The sequence below is a fragment of the Aliivibrio kagoshimensis genome, from assembly GCF_050337105.1.
GTDB lineage: Bacteria > Pseudomonadota > Gammaproteobacteria > Enterobacterales > Vibrionaceae > Aliivibrio_A > Aliivibrio_A kagoshimensis.
Map to the genome: position 1 here is coordinate 32,482 of NZ_JAKJSQ010000023.1, position 22,328 is coordinate 54,809.

Annotated in this window: 24 protein-coding genes; 12 read left to right on the forward strand and 12 right to left on the reverse strand. The window is 43.7% G+C overall.

Going from position 1 to position 22,328, the window contains the following annotated elements; all coding sequences use genetic code 11:
• Positions 1-25: 25 nt before the first annotated feature.
• From napA to napF, 3 genes are read right to left on the reverse strand one after another with little or no spacing between them, the layout of a single operon-like run.
• Entirely contained in the window at positions 26-2,512 is a 2,487-nt protein-coding gene (gene napA / locus L4C32_RS09720) for a periplasmic nitrate reductase subunit alpha (RefSeq protein ID WP_428196678.1), read from the reverse strand.
• Entirely contained in the window at positions 2,509-2,793 is a 285-nt protein-coding gene (locus L4C32_RS09725) for a chaperone NapD (RefSeq protein ID WP_428196703.1), read from the reverse strand. Before L4C32_RS09725 ends, napA begins: the two co-directional genes overlap by 4 nt.
• 51 nt (positions 2,794-2,844) lie before the next feature.
• Positions 2,845-3,327, reverse strand: coding sequence for a ferredoxin-type protein NapF (napF, locus tag L4C32_RS09730; protein ID WP_428196679.1), 483 nt, complete (start codon positions 3,325-3,327; stop codon positions 2,845-2,847).
• Positions 3,328-3,573: 246 nt separating this feature from the next.
• Between napF and narQ the strand changes: the two genes are divergently transcribed.
• The 7 genes from narQ to L4C32_RS09765 all read left to right on the forward strand — a co-directional run bounded on the left by narQ (position 3,574) and on the right by L4C32_RS09765 (position 8,769).
• On the forward strand, positions 3,574-5,274 hold the full coding sequence (gene narQ, locus L4C32_RS09735; RefSeq protein WP_428196680.1) for a nitrate/nitrite two-component system sensor histidine kinase NarQ: 1,701 nt from the start codon (positions 3,574-3,576) through the stop codon (positions 5,272-5,274).
• A gap of 15 nt (positions 5,275-5,289) precedes the next feature.
• The gene (locus L4C32_RS09740; RefSeq protein ID WP_428196681.1) at positions 5,290-5,907 is read left to right on the forward strand and encodes a response regulator; all 618 of its coding nucleotides are present in this window, start codon (positions 5,290-5,292) and stop codon (positions 5,905-5,907) included.
• Entirely contained in the window at positions 5,907-6,260 is a 354-nt protein-coding gene (locus L4C32_RS09745) for a DUF4156 domain-containing protein (RefSeq protein WP_428196682.1), read from the forward strand. Before L4C32_RS09740 ends, L4C32_RS09745 begins: the two co-directional genes overlap by 1 nt.
• Positions 6,261-6,362: 102 nt before the next feature.
• Positions 6,363-6,710: an ArsC family reductase gene (locus L4C32_RS09750; RefSeq protein ID WP_428196683.1), complete on the forward strand. Its 348-nt coding sequence runs from the start codon at positions 6,363-6,365 to the stop codon at positions 6,708-6,710.
• A gap of 35 nt (positions 6,711-6,745) precedes the next feature.
• On the forward strand, positions 6,746-7,879 hold the full coding sequence (gene dapE, locus L4C32_RS09755; protein ID WP_428196684.1) for a succinyl-diaminopimelate desuccinylase: 1,134 nt from the start codon (positions 6,746-6,748) through the stop codon (positions 7,877-7,879).
• A complete protein-coding gene (locus L4C32_RS09760) occupies positions 7,876-8,565 on the forward strand; it encodes a M15 family metallopeptidase (protein WP_428196685.1) in 690 nt (229 codons plus the stop codon). Before dapE ends, L4C32_RS09760 begins: the two co-directional genes overlap by 4 nt.
• A 9-nt stretch (positions 8,566-8,574) precedes the next feature.
• Complete coding sequence (locus L4C32_RS09765; RefSeq protein ID WP_428196686.1) at positions 8,575-8,769, forward strand: DUF2897 family protein; 195 nt, start codon at positions 8,575-8,577, stop codon at positions 8,767-8,769.
• A 42-nt stretch (positions 8,770-8,811) separates the two neighbouring features.
• Here the strand turns inward: L4C32_RS09765 and bamC are convergent, their stop codons facing one another.
• Both bamC and dapA read right to left on the reverse strand, forming a co-directional pair.
• Positions 8,812-9,855 (reverse strand): outer membrane protein assembly factor BamC, encoded by a 1,044-nt coding sequence (gene bamC / locus L4C32_RS09770; protein WP_428196687.1) that lies wholly within the window; start codon positions 9,853-9,855, stop codon positions 8,812-8,814.
• 13 nt (positions 9,856-9,868) lie between these two features.
• Entirely contained in the window at positions 9,869-10,747 is an 879-nt protein-coding gene (dapA, locus tag L4C32_RS09775; protein WP_428196688.1) for a 4-hydroxy-tetrahydrodipicolinate synthase, read from the reverse strand.
• A gap of 183 nt (positions 10,748-10,930) precedes the next feature.
• Here dapA and L4C32_RS09780 point away from each other — a divergent pair, with 183 nt between their 5' ends.
• A complete protein-coding gene (locus L4C32_RS09780; RefSeq protein ID WP_428196689.1) occupies positions 10,931-11,461 on the forward strand; it encodes a glycine cleavage system transcriptional repressor in 531 nt (176 codons plus the stop codon).
• 21 nt (positions 11,462-11,482) lie between these two features.
• On the forward strand, positions 11,483-11,953 hold the full coding sequence (gene bcp, locus L4C32_RS09785; protein ID WP_428196690.1) for a thioredoxin-dependent thiol peroxidase: 471 nt from the start codon (positions 11,483-11,485) through the stop codon (positions 11,951-11,953).
• A gap of 71 nt (positions 11,954-12,024) precedes the next feature.
• Here bcp and L4C32_RS09790 read toward each other — a convergent pair whose 3' ends face one another.
• Together L4C32_RS09790 and L4C32_RS09795 are read right to left on the reverse strand one after the other, a co-directional pair.
• Entirely contained in the window at positions 12,025-13,089 is a 1,065-nt protein-coding gene (locus L4C32_RS09790) for an AI-2E family transporter (protein WP_428196691.1), read from the reverse strand.
• An 11-nt stretch (positions 13,090-13,100) separates the two neighbouring features.
• Complete coding sequence (locus L4C32_RS09795) at positions 13,101-13,325, reverse strand: sulfurtransferase TusA family protein (protein WP_428196692.1); 225 nt, start codon at positions 13,323-13,325, stop codon at positions 13,101-13,103.
• 162 nt (positions 13,326-13,487) lie between these two features.
• Here L4C32_RS09795 and bepA point away from each other — a divergent pair, with 162 nt between their 5' ends.
• From bepA to L4C32_RS09810, 3 genes are read left to right on the forward strand one after another with little or no spacing between them, the layout of a single operon-like run.
• Positions 13,488-14,936, forward strand: coding sequence for a beta-barrel assembly-enhancing protease (gene bepA, locus L4C32_RS09800; RefSeq protein ID WP_428196693.1), 1,449 nt, complete (start codon positions 13,488-13,490; stop codon positions 14,934-14,936).
• 37 nt (positions 14,937-14,973) lie between these two features.
• Entirely contained in the window at positions 14,974-15,324 is a 351-nt protein-coding gene (arsC, locus tag L4C32_RS09805) for an arsenate reductase (glutaredoxin) (protein ID WP_428196694.1), read from the forward strand.
• Positions 15,325-15,335: 11 nt separating this feature from the next.
• Positions 15,336-15,776: a DUF2069 domain-containing protein gene (locus L4C32_RS09810; protein ID WP_428196695.1), complete on the forward strand. Its 441-nt coding sequence runs from the start codon at positions 15,336-15,338 to the stop codon at positions 15,774-15,776.
• 38 nt (positions 15,777-15,814) lie between these two features.
• Here the strand turns inward: L4C32_RS09810 and L4C32_RS09815 are convergent, their stop codons facing one another.
• From L4C32_RS09815 to L4C32_RS09835, 5 genes are all read right to left on the reverse strand, one after another.
• Positions 15,815-17,431, reverse strand: a complete 1,617-nt coding sequence (locus L4C32_RS09815) for an ABC transporter ATP-binding protein (RefSeq protein WP_428196696.1) — start codon at positions 17,429-17,431, stop codon at positions 15,815-15,817.
• A 112-nt stretch (positions 17,432-17,543) separates the two neighbouring features.
• On the reverse strand, positions 17,544-19,382 hold the full coding sequence (locus L4C32_RS09820; protein WP_428196697.1) for an ABC transporter ATP-binding protein: 1,839 nt from the start codon (positions 19,380-19,382) through the stop codon (positions 17,544-17,546).
• Position 19,383: 1 nt separating this feature from the next.
• On the reverse strand, positions 19,384-20,871 hold the full coding sequence (locus L4C32_RS09825) for an ABC transporter ATP-binding protein (RefSeq protein WP_428196698.1): 1,488 nt from the start codon (positions 20,869-20,871) through the stop codon (positions 19,384-19,386).
• Positions 20,871-21,596: an energy-coupling factor transporter transmembrane component T gene (locus L4C32_RS09830; RefSeq protein ID WP_428196699.1), complete on the reverse strand. Its 726-nt coding sequence runs from the start codon at positions 21,594-21,596 to the stop codon at positions 20,871-20,873. Before L4C32_RS09830 ends, L4C32_RS09825 begins: the two co-directional genes overlap by 1 nt.
• 8 nt (positions 21,597-21,604) lie before the next feature.
• On the reverse strand, positions 21,605-22,186 hold the full coding sequence (locus L4C32_RS09835; protein WP_428196700.1) for an MptD family putative ECF transporter S component: 582 nt from the start codon (positions 22,184-22,186) through the stop codon (positions 21,605-21,607).
• Between the last annotated feature and the right edge of the window lie 142 nt (positions 22,187-22,328).

Consider the following 22,328-nt stretch of genomic DNA (forward strand, 5'->3'; position numbering starts at 1 on the left):
CTTATGGCTACATTCATTCAACTGATTAAATTTTTGTGATTTTAATTGGGCACTTTTTAAAATCCGTCTGCTTAGACAGCGGATCCGTGGCATCCAAAATCAACTTATTCACAAGAATTCTTGCATCAAAGAAAGGAACAAACACCAAGCCAACAGGTGGACGGTTACGGCCACGCGTCTCTACTCGGCAACGAACTTCACCACGACGTGATGCTAATAACACTTCATCACCACGACGTAAGCCTTTCGCTTGAGCATCATCAGGGTGAATGTAGCAAAGCGCATCAGGAACGGCTTTATACAGCTCAGGTACACGACGAGTCATGGTACCAGTATGCCAGTGCTCGAGAACACGGCCAGTACATAACCACATGTCGAACTCTGCATCTGGAGACTCAGGTGGTGCTTCATACGGTGCAAAAATGATGTTTGCTTTGCCATCTGGCTTACCGTAAAACTCAAAACCTGCGCCTTTTTTAACGTATGGATCAGACCCTTCCGCAAAACGCCACTTGGTCTCTTTACCATCAACCACAGGCCAGCGTAGACCACGAACTTTATGGTAGACATCAAATGGTGCTAAATCATGTCCATGTCCGCGCCCAAATTCTGCGTACTCCTCAAACAGACCTTTTTGTGCATAGAAGCCAAAGTCATTTGATTCGTCGTTCAGCTCTGGAGACTCTGAAAGTGGGAATGCATCAACTTGTCCATTTTGGAACAAGATATCAAACATGGTTTTGCCACGGTATTGCGGTGCTTTCGCCAGTAACTCTTCGCCCCACACTTCTTCCATCTTAAAGCGCTTACTGAACTCCATGATCTGCCATAGATCTGAACGAGCATCACCATAAGGTTTCACTTGCTGATGCCATAGCTGCGTACGACGCTCAGCATTTCCGTAACCACCTGATTTTTCGACCCACATTGCGGTAGGAAGAATCAGATCAGAGGCTTGAGCCGTTACGGTTGGGTAAGGGTCAGAAGTCACAATGAAGTTGTCCGGGTTACGGTAACCAGGTAGACGCTCTTCATTGATATTTGGACCTGCTTGCATGTTGTTGTTACACATCACCCAATAAGCATTAAGAACGCCATCTTTCAATTTACGATCTTGTACTACGGCATGGAAACCAGGTTTTGGTGGAATGGTACCTTCAGGAAGTTTCCAAATCTTTTCAGCAATTTTACGGTGTTTAGGGTTAGCAACCACTAAATCTGCCGGTAAACGGTGTGAGAATGTACCCACTTCACGTGCGGTACCACATGCAGATGGCTGACCTGTTAGTGAGAATGGTCCGTTACCTGGCTGAGAGATCTTACCGGTCAACAGGTGAATGTTGTAAACCAAGCTATTCATCCACACACCACGAGTGTGCTGGTTCATGCCCATAGTCCACAGTGACATCACTTTCACGTTAGGATCGGCATACTGCTTGGCCATGGCAATCAGATCTTTCTCTGATACACCTGACTGCTTTGAAGCCATTTCAACTGTATATTCAGCAACAGATTTTTTGTACTCTTCAAAGTTCATTGGGTTTAATTTACCCACGTTTGGATTTTTTGCTTTCTTCTGAAGAGGGTGCTCGTCACGAAGGCCGTAACCGATATCCGTAGTAGCACGTTTAAAGTGGGTATGTTTGTTAACAAAATCCCAGTTCACTGAGTCGCTTTGAATGATGTAGTTAGCAATGAAGTTTGCGATAACCAGATCGGTTTGTGGTTCGAAAATCATGCCTCTATCAGCAAGCTCAAATGAGCGATGATAGTACGTGGATAATACGTTCACTTTAACATGTGGGTTACTTAAACGATGGTCAGCAATACGCGTCCATAGTACTGGATGCATCTCAGCCATGTTTGATCCCCAAAGAACAAACACATCGGCATTTTCAAAATCATCGTAACAACCCATTGGCTCATCAATACCGAAAGTACGCATGAACGCACCTACCGCAGATGCCATACAGTGACGGGCATTTGGATCAATATTATTTGAACGGAAACCTGCTTTCATTAACTTAGAAGCCGCGTAACCTTCATAAATGGTCCACTGACCAGAACCAAACATACCAACACTGGTTGGGCCTTTGGCTTTAAGTGCTGCTTTCCATTTGTCTGCCATTACATCAAACGCTTTATCCCAAGAGACAGGTGCAAAATCACCCTCTTTGTGGAATTCGCCATCTTTCATGCGAAGCATCGGGGTTTCAACACGATCTTTACCGTACATGATTTTTGAAAGGAAATACCCTTTCACACAGTTAAGACCACGGTTTACCGGTGCTTCAGGATCCCCTTGAGTCGCCACAACACGACCATTTTGGGTACCGACTAATACCGAACAACCTGTACCACAAAAACGACAAGGCGCTTTATCCCATTTAATTTTTGTCTGGTCAGAACTTACAATTAAGTTTGTTGCTGACGCAGGCAGTGTTATCCCTGCTACTGCTGCTGCCGAAGCAGCTGCGTTTGCTTTAACAAACGCACGTCTTGTCATTTTCATGATTCATCCTCACATTGCGAATCAAAGTGTTCAATTTGGTGAAATACCAATGCAGTGCTTAATACACTGTCAAAATTATTAATTTTATCGATTGAATCTGTAATGAAACCTTGGTTCTCAGTTTCAAGGACCACAATAATTTTGCCCTCTTCACTCTCACCATGAATCTCTGTATTTGGAAGTGCTAAAATTCTTTCTTTCGTGCTTTCTAATGCTTCTGGTTTCACGTGAACAATTAAGCTAGAAATATGCACTTCATTGTCCGGTAAATTATCAAATATCTGCTCGTTTTTGGTTTCCGACACGACTTCACTCTCTTTTGTGCTTAATATTTATACTTTCATTGATATTGCAGAAGTTGGGCAAATTGCAACGCAAGCTCCACATCCTGTGCACTTATCTCTATCCAGTTTCGGTTGAGCCACGTTTCCAATTGTTAATTGAAAGGTAATGGCCATCGGCTCGCAAAGCTCTGCACAACTACGACACTCCACCGATTTTGTTGCTAAACAGTCATCATTCATGGTCACTTTATGTCGCCATGCTGGGGCTACATCGAGATCAAACAGATTCTCGGGACACACATCACTGCATTTTTCACAAAAAGTACATTCACCTTTGGTAAAATCAACGCTAGGAAACCCACCGTCGCCCTTAATAATGATGTTGGTTTCACAAACCTCTACACATTGCCCACATCGAGTACAATCATTAGTAAATGTATTCTGGTCGTGGACCCAAGGCATTCGTTGTTGAGTATCAATACTTTTTTCTGATGGACGTCTAAACAGGCGCCTCTTTGATAAATCGACCACTATTTCTCCAACAACAGCTTAACGCAACACCCAATTAACAATGCATTAACCTTTAGAATACAACAATTAAGAGTATGACGTAATTTTAAAAGATCGTATCAACGACGATATAACCAATTAGTGTTATTCCAGTTTAAAGTTGTTTTAGATCAATTTTACTAACCATCCCTACTCACAAATTTAACAATTGCTCTCTTCTGTTTGATATATTTCAATTTACATATTTTACTAACCAGAGAGTAAACATTGCCTAACACCAACACCACGGTTACCAGTACAGTTGCAAGAGTGATGATTCTAATTCTAATTCTCTCCTTAACGACTACAAGTGTAGCCCTTCTCACCCTTTCTTCTAGTTTAAAAGATGCGGCTGCGGTGAACGTCTCTGGCTCATTAAGAATGCAAAGTTATCGGTTGGCGCTTGATATTGAAACGCAATCTCCTCTTCTGGAACAACACTTAGCCAGTTTTGTCCAGTCACTGGAATCCCCCTCTCTGACCTCAGTAGAAAACATGTTGATCCCAGCGCATATTGAACAGCAGTACCACCATATTTTGTACCGCTGGACCCTACTAGAGCCTATGCTCCAACATCAGAATAAACAGGCCTATTTGCAGGAAGTGTCTCAATTTGTCGAAGAGATTGATCTCTTTGTTTTCCAGCTGCAGCAGTTATCGGAGAATAAGTTAAAAATACTCTCTTTAATCGGAGGGGCTGGTTTAGGTCTGATTTTCATTGCCACTCTTTTCATCATTCGTTTCACCCAGAAAAAAATTGTTTACCCTCTTAACCAGCTTGTCGCTGCAAGCAAAGAGATGAAACAGGGAAACTTTAACTTAATGGTCAATATTCCGGGAGATAACGAAATTGCGCGGCTCGGCCACACATTTAATCGGATGGCGAAAGAGCTAGGAGACAGTTATCACCACCTAGAGCAGACCGTTGAAAATAAGACTCGAAAAGTCAGCCAAGCAAACAGCTCTCTTCAGGTGCTTTATCAATGTTCACAGCAGCTATCAGAATCTGAACTAAGCCAAGAAAACTTTCAAATCATGTTAAACACCCTAGTAAAAACTGAAGGATTAATCGCCGTAAAACTGACCGTCGAAGAGGACAATGGGGCGGTTTGGGAAATTCATGCCGGCGAGCCTCTCCCACAAGAGTGGCACAAAGAGCCACTTATTCTGGATGGCGAAACATTAGGTTATCTCTCTTGGCAATATGAGCTCCCTTGTCCCGACCAAGATCTCATCCTCAATGTGGTGAATATTCTGAGCCGAGGCCTCTATTACAATCAATCACAAAAACAGTCGCAACAGTTGCTACTAATGGATGAGCGCGCTGCGATTGCTCGAGAATTGCATGATTCCCTTGCCCAAGCGCTCTCCTATCTCAAGATTCAAACTACCGTGTTGAAACGTCAAATTGGTCATTGTGACTGTGCCAATACCGAAGAGACCAATGCAACCTTAAACGAGTTGGATGAAGGACTAAAAAGTGCCTACCAAGAGTTAAGGGAACTGCTCAGTACCTTCCGATTAACCATTAAGGAGACCAATTTTAATGACGCCTTAGAAGAGATATTAAAGCCACTAACAAAACAGAGTGATGCCACAATTTCGGTAAATAACAGCCTATCTTCAATACCATTAGATGCACACCATCACGTACATCTGTTACAGTTAATCAGGGAAGGCGTTTTAAATGCGATTAAACATTCGACAGCCACTAAGATATCCATCATAAGTGAGCAAATCGATGATCATGGTCATATCACCATCACCGATAACGGAACAGGTTTTGACTCTAGCATTAATAAAACAAATCACTATGGTCTATCCATTATGCAAGAGAGAGCCAACCGAATTAATGGCGAAATATCCATTAAGTCTGAGCCGAACTTAGGTTGCCAAATACGCTTAGTGTTCCCATTACATATTCAATAATTAGGAGAAGTAACAATGTGGAATGTAGTCATTGTTGATGATCACCCGTTAATGAGAAGAGGGATTGGTCAACTGCTATCCTACGAGCCCGAGTTTACCCTTATTGGGGAGGCAAGCAATGGCGCAGATGCGGTCGCTCTTATTCAGCAAGAGGAACCAGATTTAATTCTCCTAGATCTCAATATGAAAGGGATGTCAGGTTTAGATACCCTCAATGCTTTACGAGAGTTAGATATCACCTCAACCATTATCATTCTCACGGTTTCAGATAGCCGACAAGATGTTAAAACCTTAATTGAAGCTGGTGCGGATGGTTACCTGTTAAAAGATACTGACCCTGATGATCTCATCACTCTATTAAAAGATGCGATGCAGGGCAGTGCGGTATTTTCAAAACAGTTAAAAGAGTACTTGCATCAAACCACTGAAATGGATGAACTACTTGCTTCTCTCACCAAGCGTGAAACCGAGATTCTTCAAGAGGTATCAAAAGGTTTCCGAAACAAGCAAATTGCTGATCGACTGTTTATCTCTGAAGCAACCGTCAAAGTTCACATGAAAAGTTTACTTAAAAAATTAAAAGTTCAATCCCGAGTTGCCGCGACACTCCTCTATATTGAATCACAAGAATAATGTTTAAAAAGTACTTCGTTTTACTGACTGTCTCACTGTTGCTGGTTGGGTGCTCCACCTTTGAAGCATCCAACTTGGCCCCACCAGTTGATGGCTCTAACTCAGTTCAAATCCATTTTGATCGAAATGGGATTATCAATCGATGCGAGTGGGTCAAGGAACTCATCGGTAGCGAAGGGCATTGGTATACTTACCTTTTCATCTCCAATAACCAATTGGTTCAATCCAGTATTACACAGTTAAAAAACCAAGCTTATGAGGCTGGCGCCGATACCGTTGTGATTTTTGAACCTTTCTATTTCAGTACTTCCGTCACCCTTCTTGGCAATGCCTACGCCTGCAATAATAGATAATATTCATTTTATGCTGGTATCACTGATCAAATCTCGCTATAAATAGTGTTTACATTACCGATACTGGTATATCTCCATCGCATTTCTATATAGGTCAGATTCATGTCAACAACGATGTTTGGAATCAAAAACTGCGACACCATCAAAAAAGCCCGTAAATGGTTAGAAGCTGAAAATATCGATTTTTCATTTCATGACTACCGAGTTGATGGCATCAATGAAGAGATGGTACGGACGTTTATCTCTGAGTTGGGTGTAGAGGCCGTGGTTAATAAACGCGGAACGACCTATCGTCAGTTAAGTGATGAGCAGAAAGCTAACCTTAATAGTGATACCGCCATCCCCCTACTGCTTGAAAGCCCCGCGATGATTAAACGTCCACTATTAATTCATAACGACCACTACTTTCTCGGGTTTAAGCCTGCCCAATATCAAGAAATTTTCAGTTAATCAGTAATCACATTTAGAAAAGGATTTTTCGCTCTATGTCAGATAGCCCTGTACTTGATCTTGCCATCGACCTTCTACAACGCCAATCAGTAACCCCGATTGATGCTGGTTGCCAAGAACTTATGATTCAACGTTTAGAAGCACTCGGTTTTACCATTGAAGAGATGGTTTTTGAAGATACCACTAATTTCTGGGCCCGACGTGGCACTCAAGCCCCACTATTCACTTTTGCAGGCCACACGGATGTGGTACCGAGTGGTGATATCAAACAGTGGAAAACCCCCCCGTTTGAACCCACTATTATTGGCGACTACCTTTATGCCCGTGGTGCTGCTGATATGAAAGGTTCTCTTGCCTGTATGGTCGTTGCGGTTGAACGGTTTATTGCAGAACATCCAGACCATAAAGGGTCCATCGCTTTTTTGATCACCTCAGATGAAGAGGGGCCATTCATTAATGGTACAACTCGCGTCGTCGATACATTAACAGAGCGAAATGAGCTTATCGATATGTGTATTGTCGGTGAGCCGTCCAGCACATACGCTGTGGGTGACGTGGTAAAAAATGGTCGAAGAGGCTCAATGACAGGTGACTTGATTATTGAAGGAATACAGGGACATGTCGCTTACCCTCAACTAGCGAACAACCCTATCCATCAATCATTACATGCCATCGCGGAGCTGACTGAGACCATTTGGGATAATGGCAATGAGTACTTCCCACCCACCAGCTTCCAGATCCCAAATGTCGCGGCAGGTACAGGGGCTTCTAACGTCATTCCTGGTGAGTTTCATGTTCAATTCAATTTGCGATTCTCAACAGAAGTGACACCTGCTGAGATCAAAAAACGTATCTACGCCATTTTAGATTCTCACCAGTTAAAATATAAGATTGATTGGACACTTAATGGTTTACCATTTTTAACAGACACTGGTGATCTACTCAATGCGGTGGTAAGTGCCGTCGATAAAGTGAACGGTCATCGACCTGAACTTCTAACGACAGGAGGAACGTCTGATGGCCGGTTTATCGCTCAAATGGGTGCCCAAGTGATTGAACTCGGACCGGTTAACGCCACCATTCATAAGGTGAATGAGTGCGTGAAAATTGATGATCTTGAAAAGCTCACTGATATGTATCAGAAAGTGCTTGATAACCTCTTTGCATGACCACTAACCTAATAACTTCAGCACAACTAAGTGGCCATAACCGTGGCCACTTAACCCCACTTCGTTGTACGCCATCTCGACTACTGCACACTCACGTGCATCCCCCTTTTATCGAACTAAAGGCAGCAGCTAAACAAGCGGGCTTTGATCTGATGATTGCCAGTAGTTTTAGAGATTTTGAACGCCAACAACAGATTTGGAACAATAAGTACTTAGGCCATTCACCCATTTTAGATGCGCAAAGCCAGCCTATTGCAATCGACACCCTTTCTGACATTGAAAAGATTGATGCGATCCTACGTTGGTCTGCTTTACCCGGCGCCAGTCGACATCATTGGGGAACCGATCTTGACCTCTACGCTGGCAATACCTTACCAAAGGGTACCTCACTACAGTTAGAGCCGTGGGAGTATCAAACCGGACATCAGGCAGAATTCAGTCAGTGGCTCTCTGAGAATATTGACTCGTTTGGCTTCTTTCTTCCTTACCACCACCATCAACAAGGTGTTGCTCAAGAGCCGTGGCACGTAAGCTACTACCCGTTAAGTGCCCCCTTTCTCAACCTGCTCACTATTGAGCGACTAGAGTCGACAATAATAAGTAGTCAGATCGCGGGCAAAGAATCTGTGTTATCTAATTTAGAAAGGATCTATACTCAATACGTCCTCAATATTTGCCATCGATAGGAGAACGGTATGGATTTTCTTACCAATTTCTGGGTTGTATTAATCATTGTGTTCGCTTTTTTATTTGGCAATATTGCTGCATTTCGCTATGCCGATAAACTCAATGTCGGTCGACATATCAAAGGCTACAAAAAAAAATATGTCCCACAAGAGAGCGACATAGAGAAGAAAGAGTCGTCATCACCGGCTGACAGCGACCAATAAAAATGGCGCCACAAAGGCGCCATTCAATAATAACGATTATTGCTACTCTGTAGTAGAAGACGCGTTATTCGCCCTTTCAATCACTGCCGCTAATACCGGAACAATACTTTCAAGAACCGCTTCATTCACCGGTTTACCTGTGCCATCAGTAATATTGATCGAGGTTCGGTTACCCAAATCACCTAATTGAAGGTTATAACTGCTTCTTTCAAACGAGATGGGTTTTGTGCCAATACTCTCCCAAAACTCGTCGTCAGGCGCTTTATACTTCACCTTCATCGTCCCTTGAGAACGATTTCTCTCTTCAAGGGTCAGACCGAGAATAGGAAGGAGTTCAGGTAGACGCTGCCACACTACGTTGTACGGCGCACGAGCAATAATAATCGGTAATCCACTACGATCTTGCCCCATACTGATTGGTATCTTCTTCACCAGTTCTTCAGCACGTACTCTTGCCTCTTCACGTAACTCTTGATCGTATGAAGAGGTGATTAAATTAACCATCAACGTGTTGTAGCGCTCTTTATTCGCATCGGACGGAGCGACATTTTTTCCATCCTCTTCCCAATCAATTTGAGAGACGCTGAAACCATGACGAGAACTCTGATTTACCTTCACAATGCTTGAGCGGCTACGAAGTATTTTCTCTTCATCCGCTGATACCCAAGTAAACCAATCGGTATCAATGCGGTCATCGGTTTGAGTTCGGATCGGTACATTACTTGTTTCAACCATCGTTAAAATGGTTTTCCATACACGATCTAAATCCTCTTCACGCGCCAACCAAAGTGTTACATCCCCTTCGTGGGTCTCTGCTCGAGCACCAGGGATGAGCTGTAAAATTTGTTGAGGTGGTCGAATATCAACATCTCTGCCAATGCCACCTCTAAAGTCACCTGCTGGAATAACATACTGAGGGTACTGCTCTTTTCGAGTGCCCTCAGGCTGATTCCACTCTTTAAGAGGCTCTGTCTCCAAATAATTAAAGTCTTGCTTTGGTTGTCTGCGCTCTTCAGCACTTCCTGCGCACCCTGCTAATACTGCAGTGACAAGAACAGTAACCACACAACGATTGTTCAAATTCATTTAAAATCCTAAATTACAGCACACCAGCATCAACAAGAGCTTGTGCAACAATAGGTTGAGCTTCACTGCTCAACTCAGTCATGGGTAAGCGAATCACGCCCGTTTCAATTAATCCTAATTTATGCGCAGCCCATTTCACGGGAATAGGGTTAGACTCAGCAAACAGGTTGGTGTGTAGAGTCATCAACCTCTCATTAATCACACTCGCTTCCGCAAATTGGCCCGCCAGAGCTAATTTCATCATTTTTGCCATGTCAGCAGCCGCAATATTTGCAGTCACAGAAATAACACCTTTCCCTCCAGCCTTGATGAAATCGAGGGCAGTCGCGTCATCCCCGGTAAGTTGGATAAACGATTCGCCACAAAGTTCACGAGTAATTGCCACTCTCGAGAGATCGGCAGTTGCATCTTTGATCGCTACCACATTTTTAAACTCAGCCAAACGAGCCACAGTCTCAGGCAACAAGTCAACGGCAGTACGACCTGGAACATTATAGAGAATCTGAGGGACGTCCGTAGATTCTGATATGGCTTTATAGTGCTGAAATAGCCCTTCTTGAGTCGGTTTATTATAATAAGGTGTCACACTCAAGCAGCCAGCAACACCGGTATCTCTAAATAACTTACTCAGAGTCACCGCTTCATGAGTGGCATTCGCTCCAGTTCCTGCCAATACAGGGATTCGACCATCTGCATACTCTAATGTTTTCATTACCACTTTTACGTGCTCTTCAACACTTAATGTCGCTGACTCACCAGTTGTTCCAACCGCGATGATGCCATCAGTACCTGCATCAACATGATATTCAACCAGTTTTTTTATTCCAGAAAGATCAACTTCGCCATATTTATCAAGCGGGGTAACTACTGCAACTAGGCTTCCAGAAAACATGTCTTTCTCCTAAATTCAATTAGCTCCATGTTACGTTTCACTCTCACTAAAAACAAGATCACATAAACGCATCAAAGCAGTTAATTATTAAATTTTTCATACCGATCGCAACTTGCTGCCTTATCAGTATTTCCAAAGCTGTGTTAATATAGAGCGGTCTTTGTCAACCATGAAACGGAAAGCATGTCTCATCATCTAGTAATTACAGCAATTGGTACTGATCGACCTGGAATCTCAAACGAATTTATACATCTTGTTACCCAAATGGGGTGTAACGTCATTGATAGCCGTATTGCCATGTTCGGTAACGAATTCACCATTATTATGCTGCTTTCTGGGACGGCAAATGCCATCAGTAAAGTCGAGTCGACCTTACCTATCATGGGGCAAGACAGTGATACCATCACCATGATGAAACGAACCTCCCCTCACACCGAGCTTAATTATGAATACAGTGCCGAAGCGATCATCGAGTCCGATGACAGGCCGGGGATTACAGAACAGATCACCCACTTCTTCGCCACAAAAAATATTGATATCTCGTCACTCAGTGCCAAAACAATGCTTGATGAAGAGTCTAATCTTGATAAATTTCATATGCAGCTTGCGGTTCGCCTTGATGACAGCTGCAACTTGATGCAACTCCAAGAAGAGTTTGAAGCGCACTGTTTAAAGCTAAAAGTAAAATCCTCCATTAACTTTATCAAACACTAAACCTCACTTTTAGGGATAATCATGAATACACTAACGGCCGGTAGTCCAGCACCTAACTTCACGCTACTTGATCAAGATGGGAAATCCGTTTCTCTCAATGACTTTGCGGGGAAAAAAGTTCTGTTCTACTTCTACCCAAAAGCGATGACTCCTGGATGTACTGTTCAAGCTCAAGGGCTGCGTGACACTAAAGCCGAGTTAGATGCACATAACGTTGTGGTTCTCGGTGTGAGTATTGACCCGGTAAAACGTTTGGGTAAATTCATCGAACGTGACAGCTTAAATTTCTCTCTATTGTCTGATGAAGACCATGCCGTAGCTGAACAATTTGGCGTATGGGGTGAGAAGAAATTTATGGGGAAAATTTATGATGGCCTGCATAGACTTAGCTTCTTGATCAATGAACAAGGGGTGATTGAACATGTGTTTAATAAGTTTAAAACCAAAACTCACCATGAAGTGGTATTGGATTATTTAAATCAAAACGCCTAGTTTCAAATATACAGAACCTAAAAAAACGCGATAGCATCACTGCTATCGCGTTTTTTATTATCTACGTTCGCCTAGGCAGTTCTTTCATCATCGGTTGCTGGTAATGCGCTCCACACCGCTTTAACTAGTGTAGCCAATGGGATAGCAAAGAAAACACCCCAAAAACCCCATAGCCCGCCAAAAACCAGCACTGACACTATAATCGCAACAGGGTGTAAGTTTACCGCTTCTGAAAACAGCACTGGAACCAATACGTTGCCATCCAAAGCTTGAATAATGCCATACGCTAACAGTAACCAGTAAAAATCTGGGGATACGCCCCACTGAAATAGAGCAACAATAGCGACCGGAATCGTTACGGCCGCAGCACCAATATATGGGATCAGTACAGAGAGTCCCACCACAACACCCAGTAATAGCGCGTAGCGTAAATCCATCACCGTAAACGTCACATAACTGGCTACACCAACAATCAAAATTTCAATCACTTTGCCACGAATGTAGTTGGAAATCTGTTGGTTCATTTCAACCCACACTTTGGTGGCTAAACGGCGGTTTTGGGGCAATAGTGAGCCTAACGTGTTAAGCATCTCCAATTTATCCTTCAATAAGAAGAAAATGAGGAGCGGAACTAGGATTAAGTAGACACCTAAGGCAGCTAAAGACACCAACGAGGCGACTGAACCTTTTACGACGGTCTCACCAAGTCCGAGTACTTTTTCTCTCATGGTACCGGTAATATTCTCTATTAACTGAGGTTGAATGAGGTCTGGGTACTTCTCTGGTAGTGCCGATATAAAGGCATTAAAACCATTAAACATAGAAGGGATATCATTCATCAAGTTGCCGATTTGAGTCCAGATGGTTGGAATTAACCCAAACACGGCCAAAATGGTAATACTGACAAACGCAAGTAACACAATCACTACTGCTAAGGAGCGCGGCAAACCCACTCGAGAGAGTTGGGCAACGGGCCACTCGAGCAGGTAAGCAAGAACAATCGCAACCAAGAGTGGTGCGATAAGATGACCAAGGAAATAGATGGTAACAAAGCCAATGAGTAGTATTGCCACTAAACTGACAGCATGAGGGTCAGAGAAACGGCGTTTATACCAACGAGTGATCATTTCATACATATAATTTACTTCTACTTATGGGTAATAATTAATTCAAAATGATTCTCATCGCTCTGCTTAGACACAACTGAAAACATATTTTGTTCAAGATAACGTACAATATCATCGAGTGCACTTTCTTCAGTCAAGGAGACAATCAGCCCTTGATTTGGTAGCAATTTAGCAACTTCTCTTTTGGTTAAGAGCAGAGACATAGGGCAGCGCTCTAACGTTAAATCAAGATGTTGGGTTTCCATTTTTCAACTCTAAGGTTATCATCAAAGGTTATTGTAAAACAGATTGTTGTAACAACAAAGAAACTGATTCACACAATTGTTGTCAATACATACAACATACTTAGTTTTGGATTTGTATTGATGTAAAAGTTTGATACAAACACTATAAGAACAATGGATTGCATGCATAATTTAAAAAAACTCGCCAATTACTTTCTTATTTTTTGTCTCTTAGGCAGCTCTGTGCCTGTCTATTCCAACAACCAGTTACCTGATATTGGTACCGCTGCAGCCTCAACATTAACGATTAATCAAGAGTTAGAGTACGGCGATGCCTATATGAGAATGTTACGGGCTAGCAAACCCATCGTCAGTGATCCCCTGCTTAATGAGTATGTCCAAAGTTTGGGTCACTCTCTGGTAGCCAATGCCAACGATGTTAAAACACCATTCCATTTTTTCTTGATTCAAGATAGAGAGATCAACGCCTTTGCTTTTTTTGGTGGGTATGTTGCTCTACATACGGGTCTTTTCCTACACGCAAAATCCGAAAGTGAATTGGCTTCTGTCGTTGCACACGAAATCGCTCATATTACCCAACGCCATCTTGCACGTAGCATGGAAGCACAAGCAAAACGATCCCCCGTCACCATGGCGGCTTTAGTTGGCTCACTACTGTTAGCAATTGCTGCCCCTGAAGCGGGTATAGCAGCGATTCAAGCCACTACAGCAGGGGCGATGCAGAGTTCAATCAACTACACCCGAAGTAATGAAAAAGAGGCGGATCGCTTTGGTATCGCCACTTTGGCTAAATCGGGCTTTGAAGTGAATGCCATGCCGCGATTCTTTGGTCGTCTTGCTGATCAATATCGTTACGCAAGTACTCCCCCTCAAATGTTATTAACTCACCCACTTCCTGAAGCTCGAATTACCGACAGCAGAGAGAGAGCGCAGCAGTACCCTGAAAAAAGAGTAAAAACCTCTCTACGTTATCAACTGGCACGTGCTCGTATTGTGGCTCGATACGCCAATATTGAATCGGCAGCGGCTTTAGACTCTTTCAGCCGACAACTAAAAAAAGCCAATAAGACACAAAAAGTGGCTCTTGAATATGGCAAAGCGCTGGTTTTTATTGATACCGGCAAGTTAGAGCAAGCCAAAGTGATTCTAGATAGTTTGTTACAGCAATCTCCTGATAACACTTTTTATATCGATGCGGCGACGGATCTTGATCTTGCTCGTGATAAGAATGAGCAAGCAATTAAACGACTCGAAACAGCCTTAACGCAAACCCCTAATAACGCTGTCCTGATTATCAACTATGCCAACGCACTGCTTGAAGATCAGCAACCCGAGAAAGCGATGAAAATTTTACAGCGTTATACCCATGAGCAGAAAATGGACCCTATCGGATGGCAGCTACTTGCCAAGGCGTACAACGATCAAGGAATACTCGATGGTGAGCTTGCCGCTCGCGCTGAAATTTTTGCGCTTAGAGCCTCTTGGAATAAAGCATTGCAAAATTATACACAAGCAAGTCAGCTGGCCGAATTAGGCAGTTTGAATCAGGCTCGTTACGACGCTCGCATTGATGAGTTAAGAGCCGATAGAGAACGATTTACCGCCCTATAGAGGCACGTTATTAGCTAACCAAACAAAGGAACCTACCATGGACGTTGTTATCTACCATAATCCTCGCTGCTCAAAAAGCAGACAAACCTTGAGTCTATTAGAAGAGAATGGCGTGTCCCCTTCTGTTGTTCTGTATTTAGAGACAGCCCCAACTGTTGATGAACTCAAAGACGTCTATGCTCAACTCGGTTTTTCAACCGTACGTGAGATGATGAGAACCAAAGAAGATCAGTATAAAGCGCTGAACCTAAGTGATAACTCATTAAGTGACCTCGATCTTTTTACGGCAATGCATAACCATCCAAAAATCATCGAACGTCCAATTGTTATCACCAATAATCAAGCAAAAATTGGTCGTCCACCAGAGCAAGTATTAGAGATATTGTAAGGAAAAACGACATGGAGAGTTCAACTCAGGCTCCTTCAAGCCTGTTAGTAAAGACATCAAGACAAGTTGCGTTATGGGGAAACCTATCGCTGATTGCATTGGTCGTATTGTGGCACAGTTTTTTATCACCTCATCCCCACATCAACCCATATGCACTAACGATTGCTTGGGTCATCCCACTGCTCTTCCCTCTACGTGGAATTTTAGCGGGTAAGCCCTATACCCACGCTTGGGCCAACTTTATTCTAATGTTCTATTTCTTACACGCACTAACCTTAGTCTATGTCGATGAAGGCGAGCGTTGGTTAGCCGTTTTTGAGTTAATCGTTACCTCAGCTACGTTTGTCGGTAATGGCTTCTATGCGCGTTTAAAGGGCAAAGAGTTAGGGTTGAAACTTGATAGGCTCTCTTCAGTCGAGAAAAAAGAGAAAGAGAGTTACACTGCTAAGTAGTGGCATCAAACAGTGTGACCATCAAAAAACCCAGAGCTTCATTCGTTCTGGGCTAACCACAGCTGCTGATATAGTCCATCATGAGTCATCAAGTCATCATGTTTCCCGCTCTGAACAATACGCCCTTTATCCAGCACTAGTATCTGACAAGCGTCTCTCACGGTGCTTAGCCGATGTGCAATCATGATTACGGTCTTATCCTCCACCAATTGATTTAGGGCCTGCTGGATATGATGCTGGGTCACCGAATCAACCGAGGCTGTCGCCTCATCCAACAAAATAATAGGTGCATTTTTCAATAGCGCACGAGCAATAGAAACTCGCTGCCTTTCCCCTCCGGACAAGCATGCACCACCTTCCCCAATTCTGGAATGATACCCATCCGGTAATTTGCGGATAAATGTATCGCAATTGGCCATTTTGCAAGCTTCTATAATCTCGGTTTCTGTTGCCTCGGGCCGGCCAATCCTGATGTTATCAACGATCGTTCCATCGAAAAGCTGAACTTGCTGAAACACCATACTGATATTTTGGTACAACACGTCGGTTCCCAACGTCCGAATATCTTTACCGCCAATACTGACAGACCCCTTACCAGGATCATAAAAGCGCGCCAACAAGTTCATCACGGTACTCTTCCCCGACCCCGATGGGCCAACAATGGCTGTGATACTTTTGGTAGGGACATGAAAACTGAGTCCATCAAGCACTGGGGAGGTTTCATAGGCGAAGCTGACGTCGCTGAAACTGACGGAATACGCGTCAGGATGATCTGGTAACGTCGGCTCCGGCAACAATGGCTCGTGATACAACCCCTGCAGTTTCTGTTCACTTTGAACGGCAAACCGCAGTACCGTCAAATGTAGCCCCATTTCTAACAGAGGTGACAGAACTCGGTAGGCCAGCAACAAAAATATAATCAAGACCAAAGGCTCCGCCTCTCCCTGCTCTACCGACCAAGCGGCAGCAACTAGAAAGGCCACTAACCCTAGCTCCAGTAATAAGCGATAGAGCACCACTGGGCCTGCACCCCACGTCTCAACCCCAATCGACATCCTTATCATTTGATCAAAGTGTTGGTACAAACGTGTAAGCCATAATTCAGCACGATTGAACAGACGTAAAGTACGAATTCCGGTAACAAACTCAATGATCAAACCAGAGGTATCCCTATAGATCTCCTGCTTACGCTGACTTATTTGAACAAACAACTTCCGGCACACATGCAGTACAACCAGCGCAAACGGCAACCCGACAATCAAGCTGGTTGCTAGCTCCCAGTTAAACCACATCAAACCAGCCACCAACATCAAGGGAACAATCAGCGATGTAACCAACTCTATCACCAGATGAGTGAAAATATTCTCAATCTGCAAAACATCATCCGTCACCATATCGGTCAGCTGTCCGGTTCGATAACTGGACAGAGCCCTCAGCGGTAATTGATGAACTCGATCAAGGAGTTTCTTGCGATATCCCCCCATAATATAATAACTGCCCAAGAAGCTGTTTCGCTGACCCAGCAAGGCACAACCCAGCTGCAACGCAAATACCCCACCCAGTATAAGTGCCATCATCTCCGCCGAAAAACGTTCGACCTCGTCTCCCACCTCGACAGACAGAACAGACTCTACCCATACAAAACACAGTATCATAGGCACAACATCCAGCAGGCGCTCAAGTAACCGCCACACAAGGCCAAATACAAACTGCGATGAAGAGCGGCCACTTTGCCGAATTACACGAAAAATAACCTTAGCGATACCATCATCTTTCATACTCCCCCCCCATCACATCTTGCTGTTTTTTGTATCTCCCGATAGACCAGAGATCACTATCATTTTGAAGTTCCCAAATCTGACGATAGTTGCTGTTCTCTGCAAGAAGCCTATCGTGGGAGCCTACAGCTTCAATCTTGCCATCCTCAAGAATTGCCACTTGTTCAGCGTCTTCAAGTCCATAAGTCCGATGGGCAATCACCAATACCGTTTTATGCGGGTAAAAGCGTTTTAGATCTCGATAAAAGGCTTTCTGGGTCAGGCTATCGGCAAATGATGTTGCCTCATCAAGCACAAGAATCGGTGTTTCCGTCAACAGTGCCCGGGCTAATGCTATACGCTGTTTCTCGCCTCCCGACAGGCGGACACCCTGTTCCTGCACCTTGGTGTCATAGCCCTCGGGAAGTTGGGTAATCAATGTCTCTGCCTGAGCCACTCGGATCGCCAATTTCAGTTCTTGATCAGTAATTCCTTTCCTAGCCATCATCAGATTCTCGAGGATCGTCCCCTTGAATAAGAAAACATCTTGTGATGCCACCGCAATCAGTGATGCACGCTGCTGATTATTAAGAGTATTAACAGAAACCCCGTTAATACACACTTGCCCTTTAGCGGGAAGCAGCAAACCAGCCAATAATTGCGCTAAAGTAGATTTCCCGCTGCCAGATGCTCCGAGCAAAACCGTGGTGCTCCCTTGAGTTAGATTCAAAGAAACGCCATGAAGCACTGTCACCTCACCGTACTGGAAAAACACATCATCAAACGCTACCGTCAATGGAGAGGAGAGATCGCAGAAAGAAGAGTGCTCTGAAGTATTTTCGACTTCCATAATTGGCTGTAAGCGCCTAATCCCAGCCATCACCTCTTTGATCTCGGTAAAAAAGTGAGTGACTTTCAGTAGCGGCCTTAGCATCCCTGATCCCAACAATACCGCCATCAAAATATCAATCAGGCGTACCTCACCCATATCATGCAGAGTGATACCAACAGGTAGTATCACCAGCAAATTTGCACCGAGTAGGCTGGTAAACAGTGCCCACTTAGGGATGGTGATCTTCGTTAACGTTTCCACCATCCGGTAGTACTGTTCAAGAGATTGCACCATCGCTTTGAAACGGCGACTGTCTTGTTGGAACAACTTCATGACTGGTATATTTCGCAGGTATTCAACCGTCGTGTTGTTGAGGTTAACTGATGCCTGATGATAATCGTCATAGAGTTGCTCCATGCCTCGCATAACCAACATAGAGCTAAGTACCGCCAGAGGGACAACGAGCAGTGCGGCCAGTGCCAACCGCCAATCAACCCACATCAGGTAACCCGTCACGACCAAAGGGCCTATCACCGATACCGATACCTCCACCGTATGATGAGCCACAAAATTTTCCACTCGCTCGACATCCTGAAGAACAGCCAGCTTCAACTGACCCGAATGATAGCCCTGCAGCCAATGCATCGGTGCCCACGCCAACCGAGTTACAAGCAAGCGGCGAGTTTGAGTAAGAATGCTAAATGCAGCTTGGTGGCTCAGCGCATAGGCACCGCCATAGACCAAAGTTTTGACGACCAGCGTACCGGCCATCAACAACGCGGCCTGATACAGCACTTCTGCAAGATCTGAGGAGGCAACAAGGCCACGATAATAATTCAAGACGGCTTCCATCGCATGAAAAATCAACCAGAACGGAAGCAGTTCCATCAACGCAGCACACAGTGTCAAAAACAGAGAACACAAAAGGAGTACTCGCTGATTTCGAACCATTTTCCACAAGGCAAACCAGTTCGAATTTTCTTTCGAGCAGTTTCCTCCTATCAACCAACTACCCATATCAGTAATCCACCTCTCCTATCCGTCTAAAACTCGCCTCTCGAACTACACCGAACTGCATGAATCGTAGTAAACGCTCTTTGCCAATATCATTGAGATTGTAAATCTGATCGATGCGTCGGTTATGTATGTGTATAGCTACATCACTACACGCCAACAAAAACTCAGGGTCATGGCTAATCACGATCACGGTACTGCCGCCATCACGTAATTTACCTATCTGCTTAATTACCCGGGCTACATTTGAACTATCCAAGCCACTGGTTGGCTCATCTAACACTGTAAATTCGCGGTTTGCTGCCACCGCTGCCGCAAGGATTACACGCTGTTTTTGTCCGCCAGAGATTGAAAGTGGATGAGAGTCTTTCAGATGTCCGAGATCTAGCTCTTTAAGAATAGACATGGCTAACGGTTCATCTGAACAAGGCATATTGAGTAGAACTTCCTCTAACACCGAATCACATAGCAGCTGTCGATTTACTTCTTGATCAACAAAAAAACAGCGACGACGAAGATCTCTACCTTTTAGCAGCTCTTGCTTGTCTGCTAACTGAAGAGGTCCTTTATCCAAGCCACATAATTGGCGAAATAGACTACTTTTACCTGTACCGTTCTCACCAATCACAGCAACAATTGAAGACTTAGCAATAGAGTGAGTAGCAACGTCTTTAGCGAATGTTGAAAATAGGCGAGTGCGAGGTGTAAATAACCAATGCTCTGTTGGTGAAACCCCATGAGAGGCCATGTTTGGCTTAATAGCTTTCACAACATGATTTGAAACAACTTGACCGGAGCAAAATGGCGTAGGTTCAATCTCCACAATGCGGCCATTCTCTAGGTGCAACTGTCTATCCACCAAGTCTTTAAGATAAGCGCTACGATGCTCGGCCACTATCACCGTCATACCTTGTTGTTTCCAGTGAGCGATTGCTTTAGCAAGCATATTGGTAGCGTTAGTGTCTAAATTGGCGCACGGTTCATCCAGCAAAATAATAGCAGGTTGCATCAAACTGGCTGATGCACACGCAACTCGCTGTTTCTCACCACTTGATAAGTGATCTAGCCTTTCGTTTTCACGCCCTATGAGCTGAAAGTGGATTAAGTTTTGACTGAGTAAATGGTCGATTGTTTTGACATCTAAGGCAAAATTCTCCGCACTAAATACCAACTCACTGCCGATTTTATTGGTAAAAAACTGGCTGCGTGGATTTTGATAAACCGTCGCGATTTGTCGATATAGATATTTGTCTGGAATGGTCGAGATGTCTTCACCGTCGAGATACAAATGGCCTTCAATTTCGCCATCATAAAAATTCGGAACAAGGCCATTCATCGCCTTAATTAATGTGCTTTTACCTGAGCCAGAACAACCAGTTAACAGCACACACTGGCCTGAATCTATGGTTAAGTTTATATCTTGCAATGTGGCTCTTTTCTCTGAACTACCTGCATAACAAAAACCAAACCCTTCAAAACATATCTTGCTCATTACCTCCCCCACACTGAAACTACTGCTAGCACGATATTGAGCGCAATCACTACCAGTATCGGCACATCGAGCCAAGAAAAACACGTCACGTAATAGTTGGTTCGACGCCTTTCCGCTCCTAAGCCACGGCTAATGGCCGCAGCCGATAGCTCATCACCGATGCGTAAAGTATTACTAAGAAATGGCAACAAACGACAAAGCAAAGTCGTCTTTAAGCTTCCATTACCAAATGCCAACCCTCGCATACGCACATTGCGCTCAATTGCCGAGAACTCACTCAAAACACAAGGGAAAAACCGCAATATAATCACTAACACAGTCACAAGAGCTGATGGCAACTTTAATCTATATAAAGCAGAAATCAGTTCCGATATAGGGATTGTCATTAATAAACAACAACTCGCTGCTGCTGGCAGAATACGGGTACAAAACGCCACCATCCCCATTGCTGCTATTTGGCTCTCTTTCTCAAGGGTAGGAACAACACTGATTGCTACCCAGACAAAAAATACAAATAGCGATGCCAGTAACAAACCTCTTTTCCAATAGCCTTCAGCGATTAATACCACTATTGGCAATGCGGCTAACACAAAGTAAGCACTTTGAGCCACTCTATCTCCACCAGCGCCACCCACTAAAATAATGCTCACACAGAGTAGAAGTAGAATTTTACTGCGAGGGTCAACGCGAGACCTTTCCACCTTTGTTATCGCTATCTCAGTCATTGATAGACCTACACAACCCCAGCGCGCGTTAACTGCTTGCTAAGCAGCTGAGCAGCTATTTTTGCTCCAATAAATCCGGAAACAACAGCCAATACAGCTAAGACGGGCAATAACCAATAAGGCAATAAAGCATTAAGGCTTTGTGCATACTCCTCGCCGTAACCTTCAGATATCATTGAAAAATAACTTTCTCTTGATAGATAAAAAGGTAGGAAGTTTCCAATAACCCAAAGGCTAAAAACACTGTAAGCGGCAATACCACGCTTAATTTGCTGATAATGAACACTCTTCAATAGCAGATCAGCCAGCAGGCCAAAAATCGCCCCCGTCAATACAACCCAATACCCCATGCCCGTCACTAACATCAATAAGCCATTAACAAGGCCTAAAAGTGACACCATACCGAACTTATCAACCCGAGTGAGAAATAGCATAAAAATCAGCCCTCCAAATAAAGGAGCTAATGCAGCTAAAAGTGGAATAAATATCGGAATAAATCCTAGCCATCCAATAGCTAGCATTAGCACAAAAAATAGCACTGAATAAATCGCGACTGTACTGAGATCTTTCGTGTTTAAATTGTTTATCATGCCGTGTCCTTATTTAATTCAAGATGACAAATCACTCATCTTGCACTCTTATATTTCCAATCCTATGAGCTTATTCATTTTCCCAATTAAAAAAAACCCTATTTGTTGACAAASTAATTATTAAATCCGAAACGGGTAATGG

Bases quoted from the DNA above. Each gene is read 5' to 3' on its own strand.
- napA (WP_428196678.1), bottom strand. From the start codon at position 2,512: ATGAAAATGACAAGACGTGCGTTTGTTAAAGCAAACGCAGCTGCTTCG.
- L4C32_RS09740 (WP_428196681.1), top strand. From the start codon at position 5,290: ATGTGGAATGTAGTCATTGTTGATGATCACCCGTTAATGAGAAGAGGG.
- L4C32_RS09745 (WP_428196682.1), top strand. From the start codon at position 5,907: ATGTTTAAAAAGTACTTCGTTTTACTGACTGTCTCACTGTTGCTGGTT.
- L4C32_RS09750 (WP_428196683.1), top strand. From the start codon at position 6,363: ATGTCAACAACGATGTTTGGAATCAAAAACTGCGACACCATCAAAAAA.
- dapE (WP_428196684.1), top strand. From the start codon at position 6,746: ATGTCAGATAGCCCTGTACTTGATCTTGCCATCGACCTTCTACAACGC.
- L4C32_RS09760 (WP_428196685.1), top strand. From the start codon at position 7,876: ATGACCACTAACCTAATAACTTCAGCACAACTAAGTGGCCATAACCGT.
- L4C32_RS09765 (WP_428196686.1), top strand. From the start codon at position 8,575: ATGGATTTTCTTACCAATTTCTGGGTTGTATTAATCATTGTGTTCGCT.
- bamC (WP_428196687.1), bottom strand. From the start codon at position 9,855: ATGAATTTGAACAATCGTTGTGTGGTTACTGTTCTTGTCACTGCAGTA.
- dapA (WP_428196688.1), bottom strand. From the start codon at position 10,747: ATGTTTTCTGGAAGCCTAGTTGCAGTAGTTACCCCGCTTGATAAATAT.
- L4C32_RS09780 (WP_428196689.1), top strand. From the start codon at position 10,931: ATGTCTCATCATCTAGTAATTACAGCAATTGGTACTGATCGACCTGGA.
- bcp (WP_428196690.1), top strand. From the start codon at position 11,483: ATGAATACACTAACGGCCGGTAGTCCAGCACCTAACTTCACGCTACTT.
- L4C32_RS09790 (WP_428196691.1), bottom strand. From the start codon at position 13,089: ATGTATGAAATGATCACTCGTTGGTATAAACGCCGTTTCTCTGACCCT.
- L4C32_RS09795 (WP_428196692.1), bottom strand. From the start codon at position 13,325: ATGGAAACCCAACATCTTGATTTAACGTTAGAGCGCTGCCCTATGTCT.
- bepA (WP_428196693.1), top strand. From the start codon at position 13,488: ATGCATAATTTAAAAAAACTCGCCAATTACTTTCTTATTTTTTGTCTC.
- arsC (WP_428196694.1), top strand. From the start codon at position 14,974: ATGGACGTTGTTATCTACCATAATCCTCGCTGCTCAAAAAGCAGACAA.
- L4C32_RS09810 (WP_428196695.1), top strand. From the start codon at position 15,336: ATGGAGAGTTCAACTCAGGCTCCTTCAAGCCTGTTAGTAAAGACATCA.
- L4C32_RS09815 (WP_428196696.1), bottom strand. From the start codon at position 17,431: ATGATACTGTGTTTTGTATGGGTAGAGTCTGTTCTGTCTGTCGAGGTG.
- L4C32_RS09820 (WP_428196697.1), bottom strand. From the start codon at position 19,382: ATGGGTAGTTGGTTGATAGGAGGAAACTGCTCGAAAGAAAATTCGAAC.
- L4C32_RS09825 (WP_428196698.1), bottom strand. From the start codon at position 20,871: ATGAGCAAGATATGTTTTGAAGGGTTTGGTTTTTGTTATGCAGGTAGT.
- L4C32_RS09830 (WP_428196699.1), bottom strand. From the start codon at position 21,596: ATGACTGAGATAGCGATAACAAAGGTGGAAAGGTCTCGCGTTGACCCT.
- L4C32_RS09835 (WP_428196700.1), bottom strand. From the start codon at position 22,186: ATGATAAACAATTTAAACACGAAAGATCTCAGTACAGTCGCGATTTAT.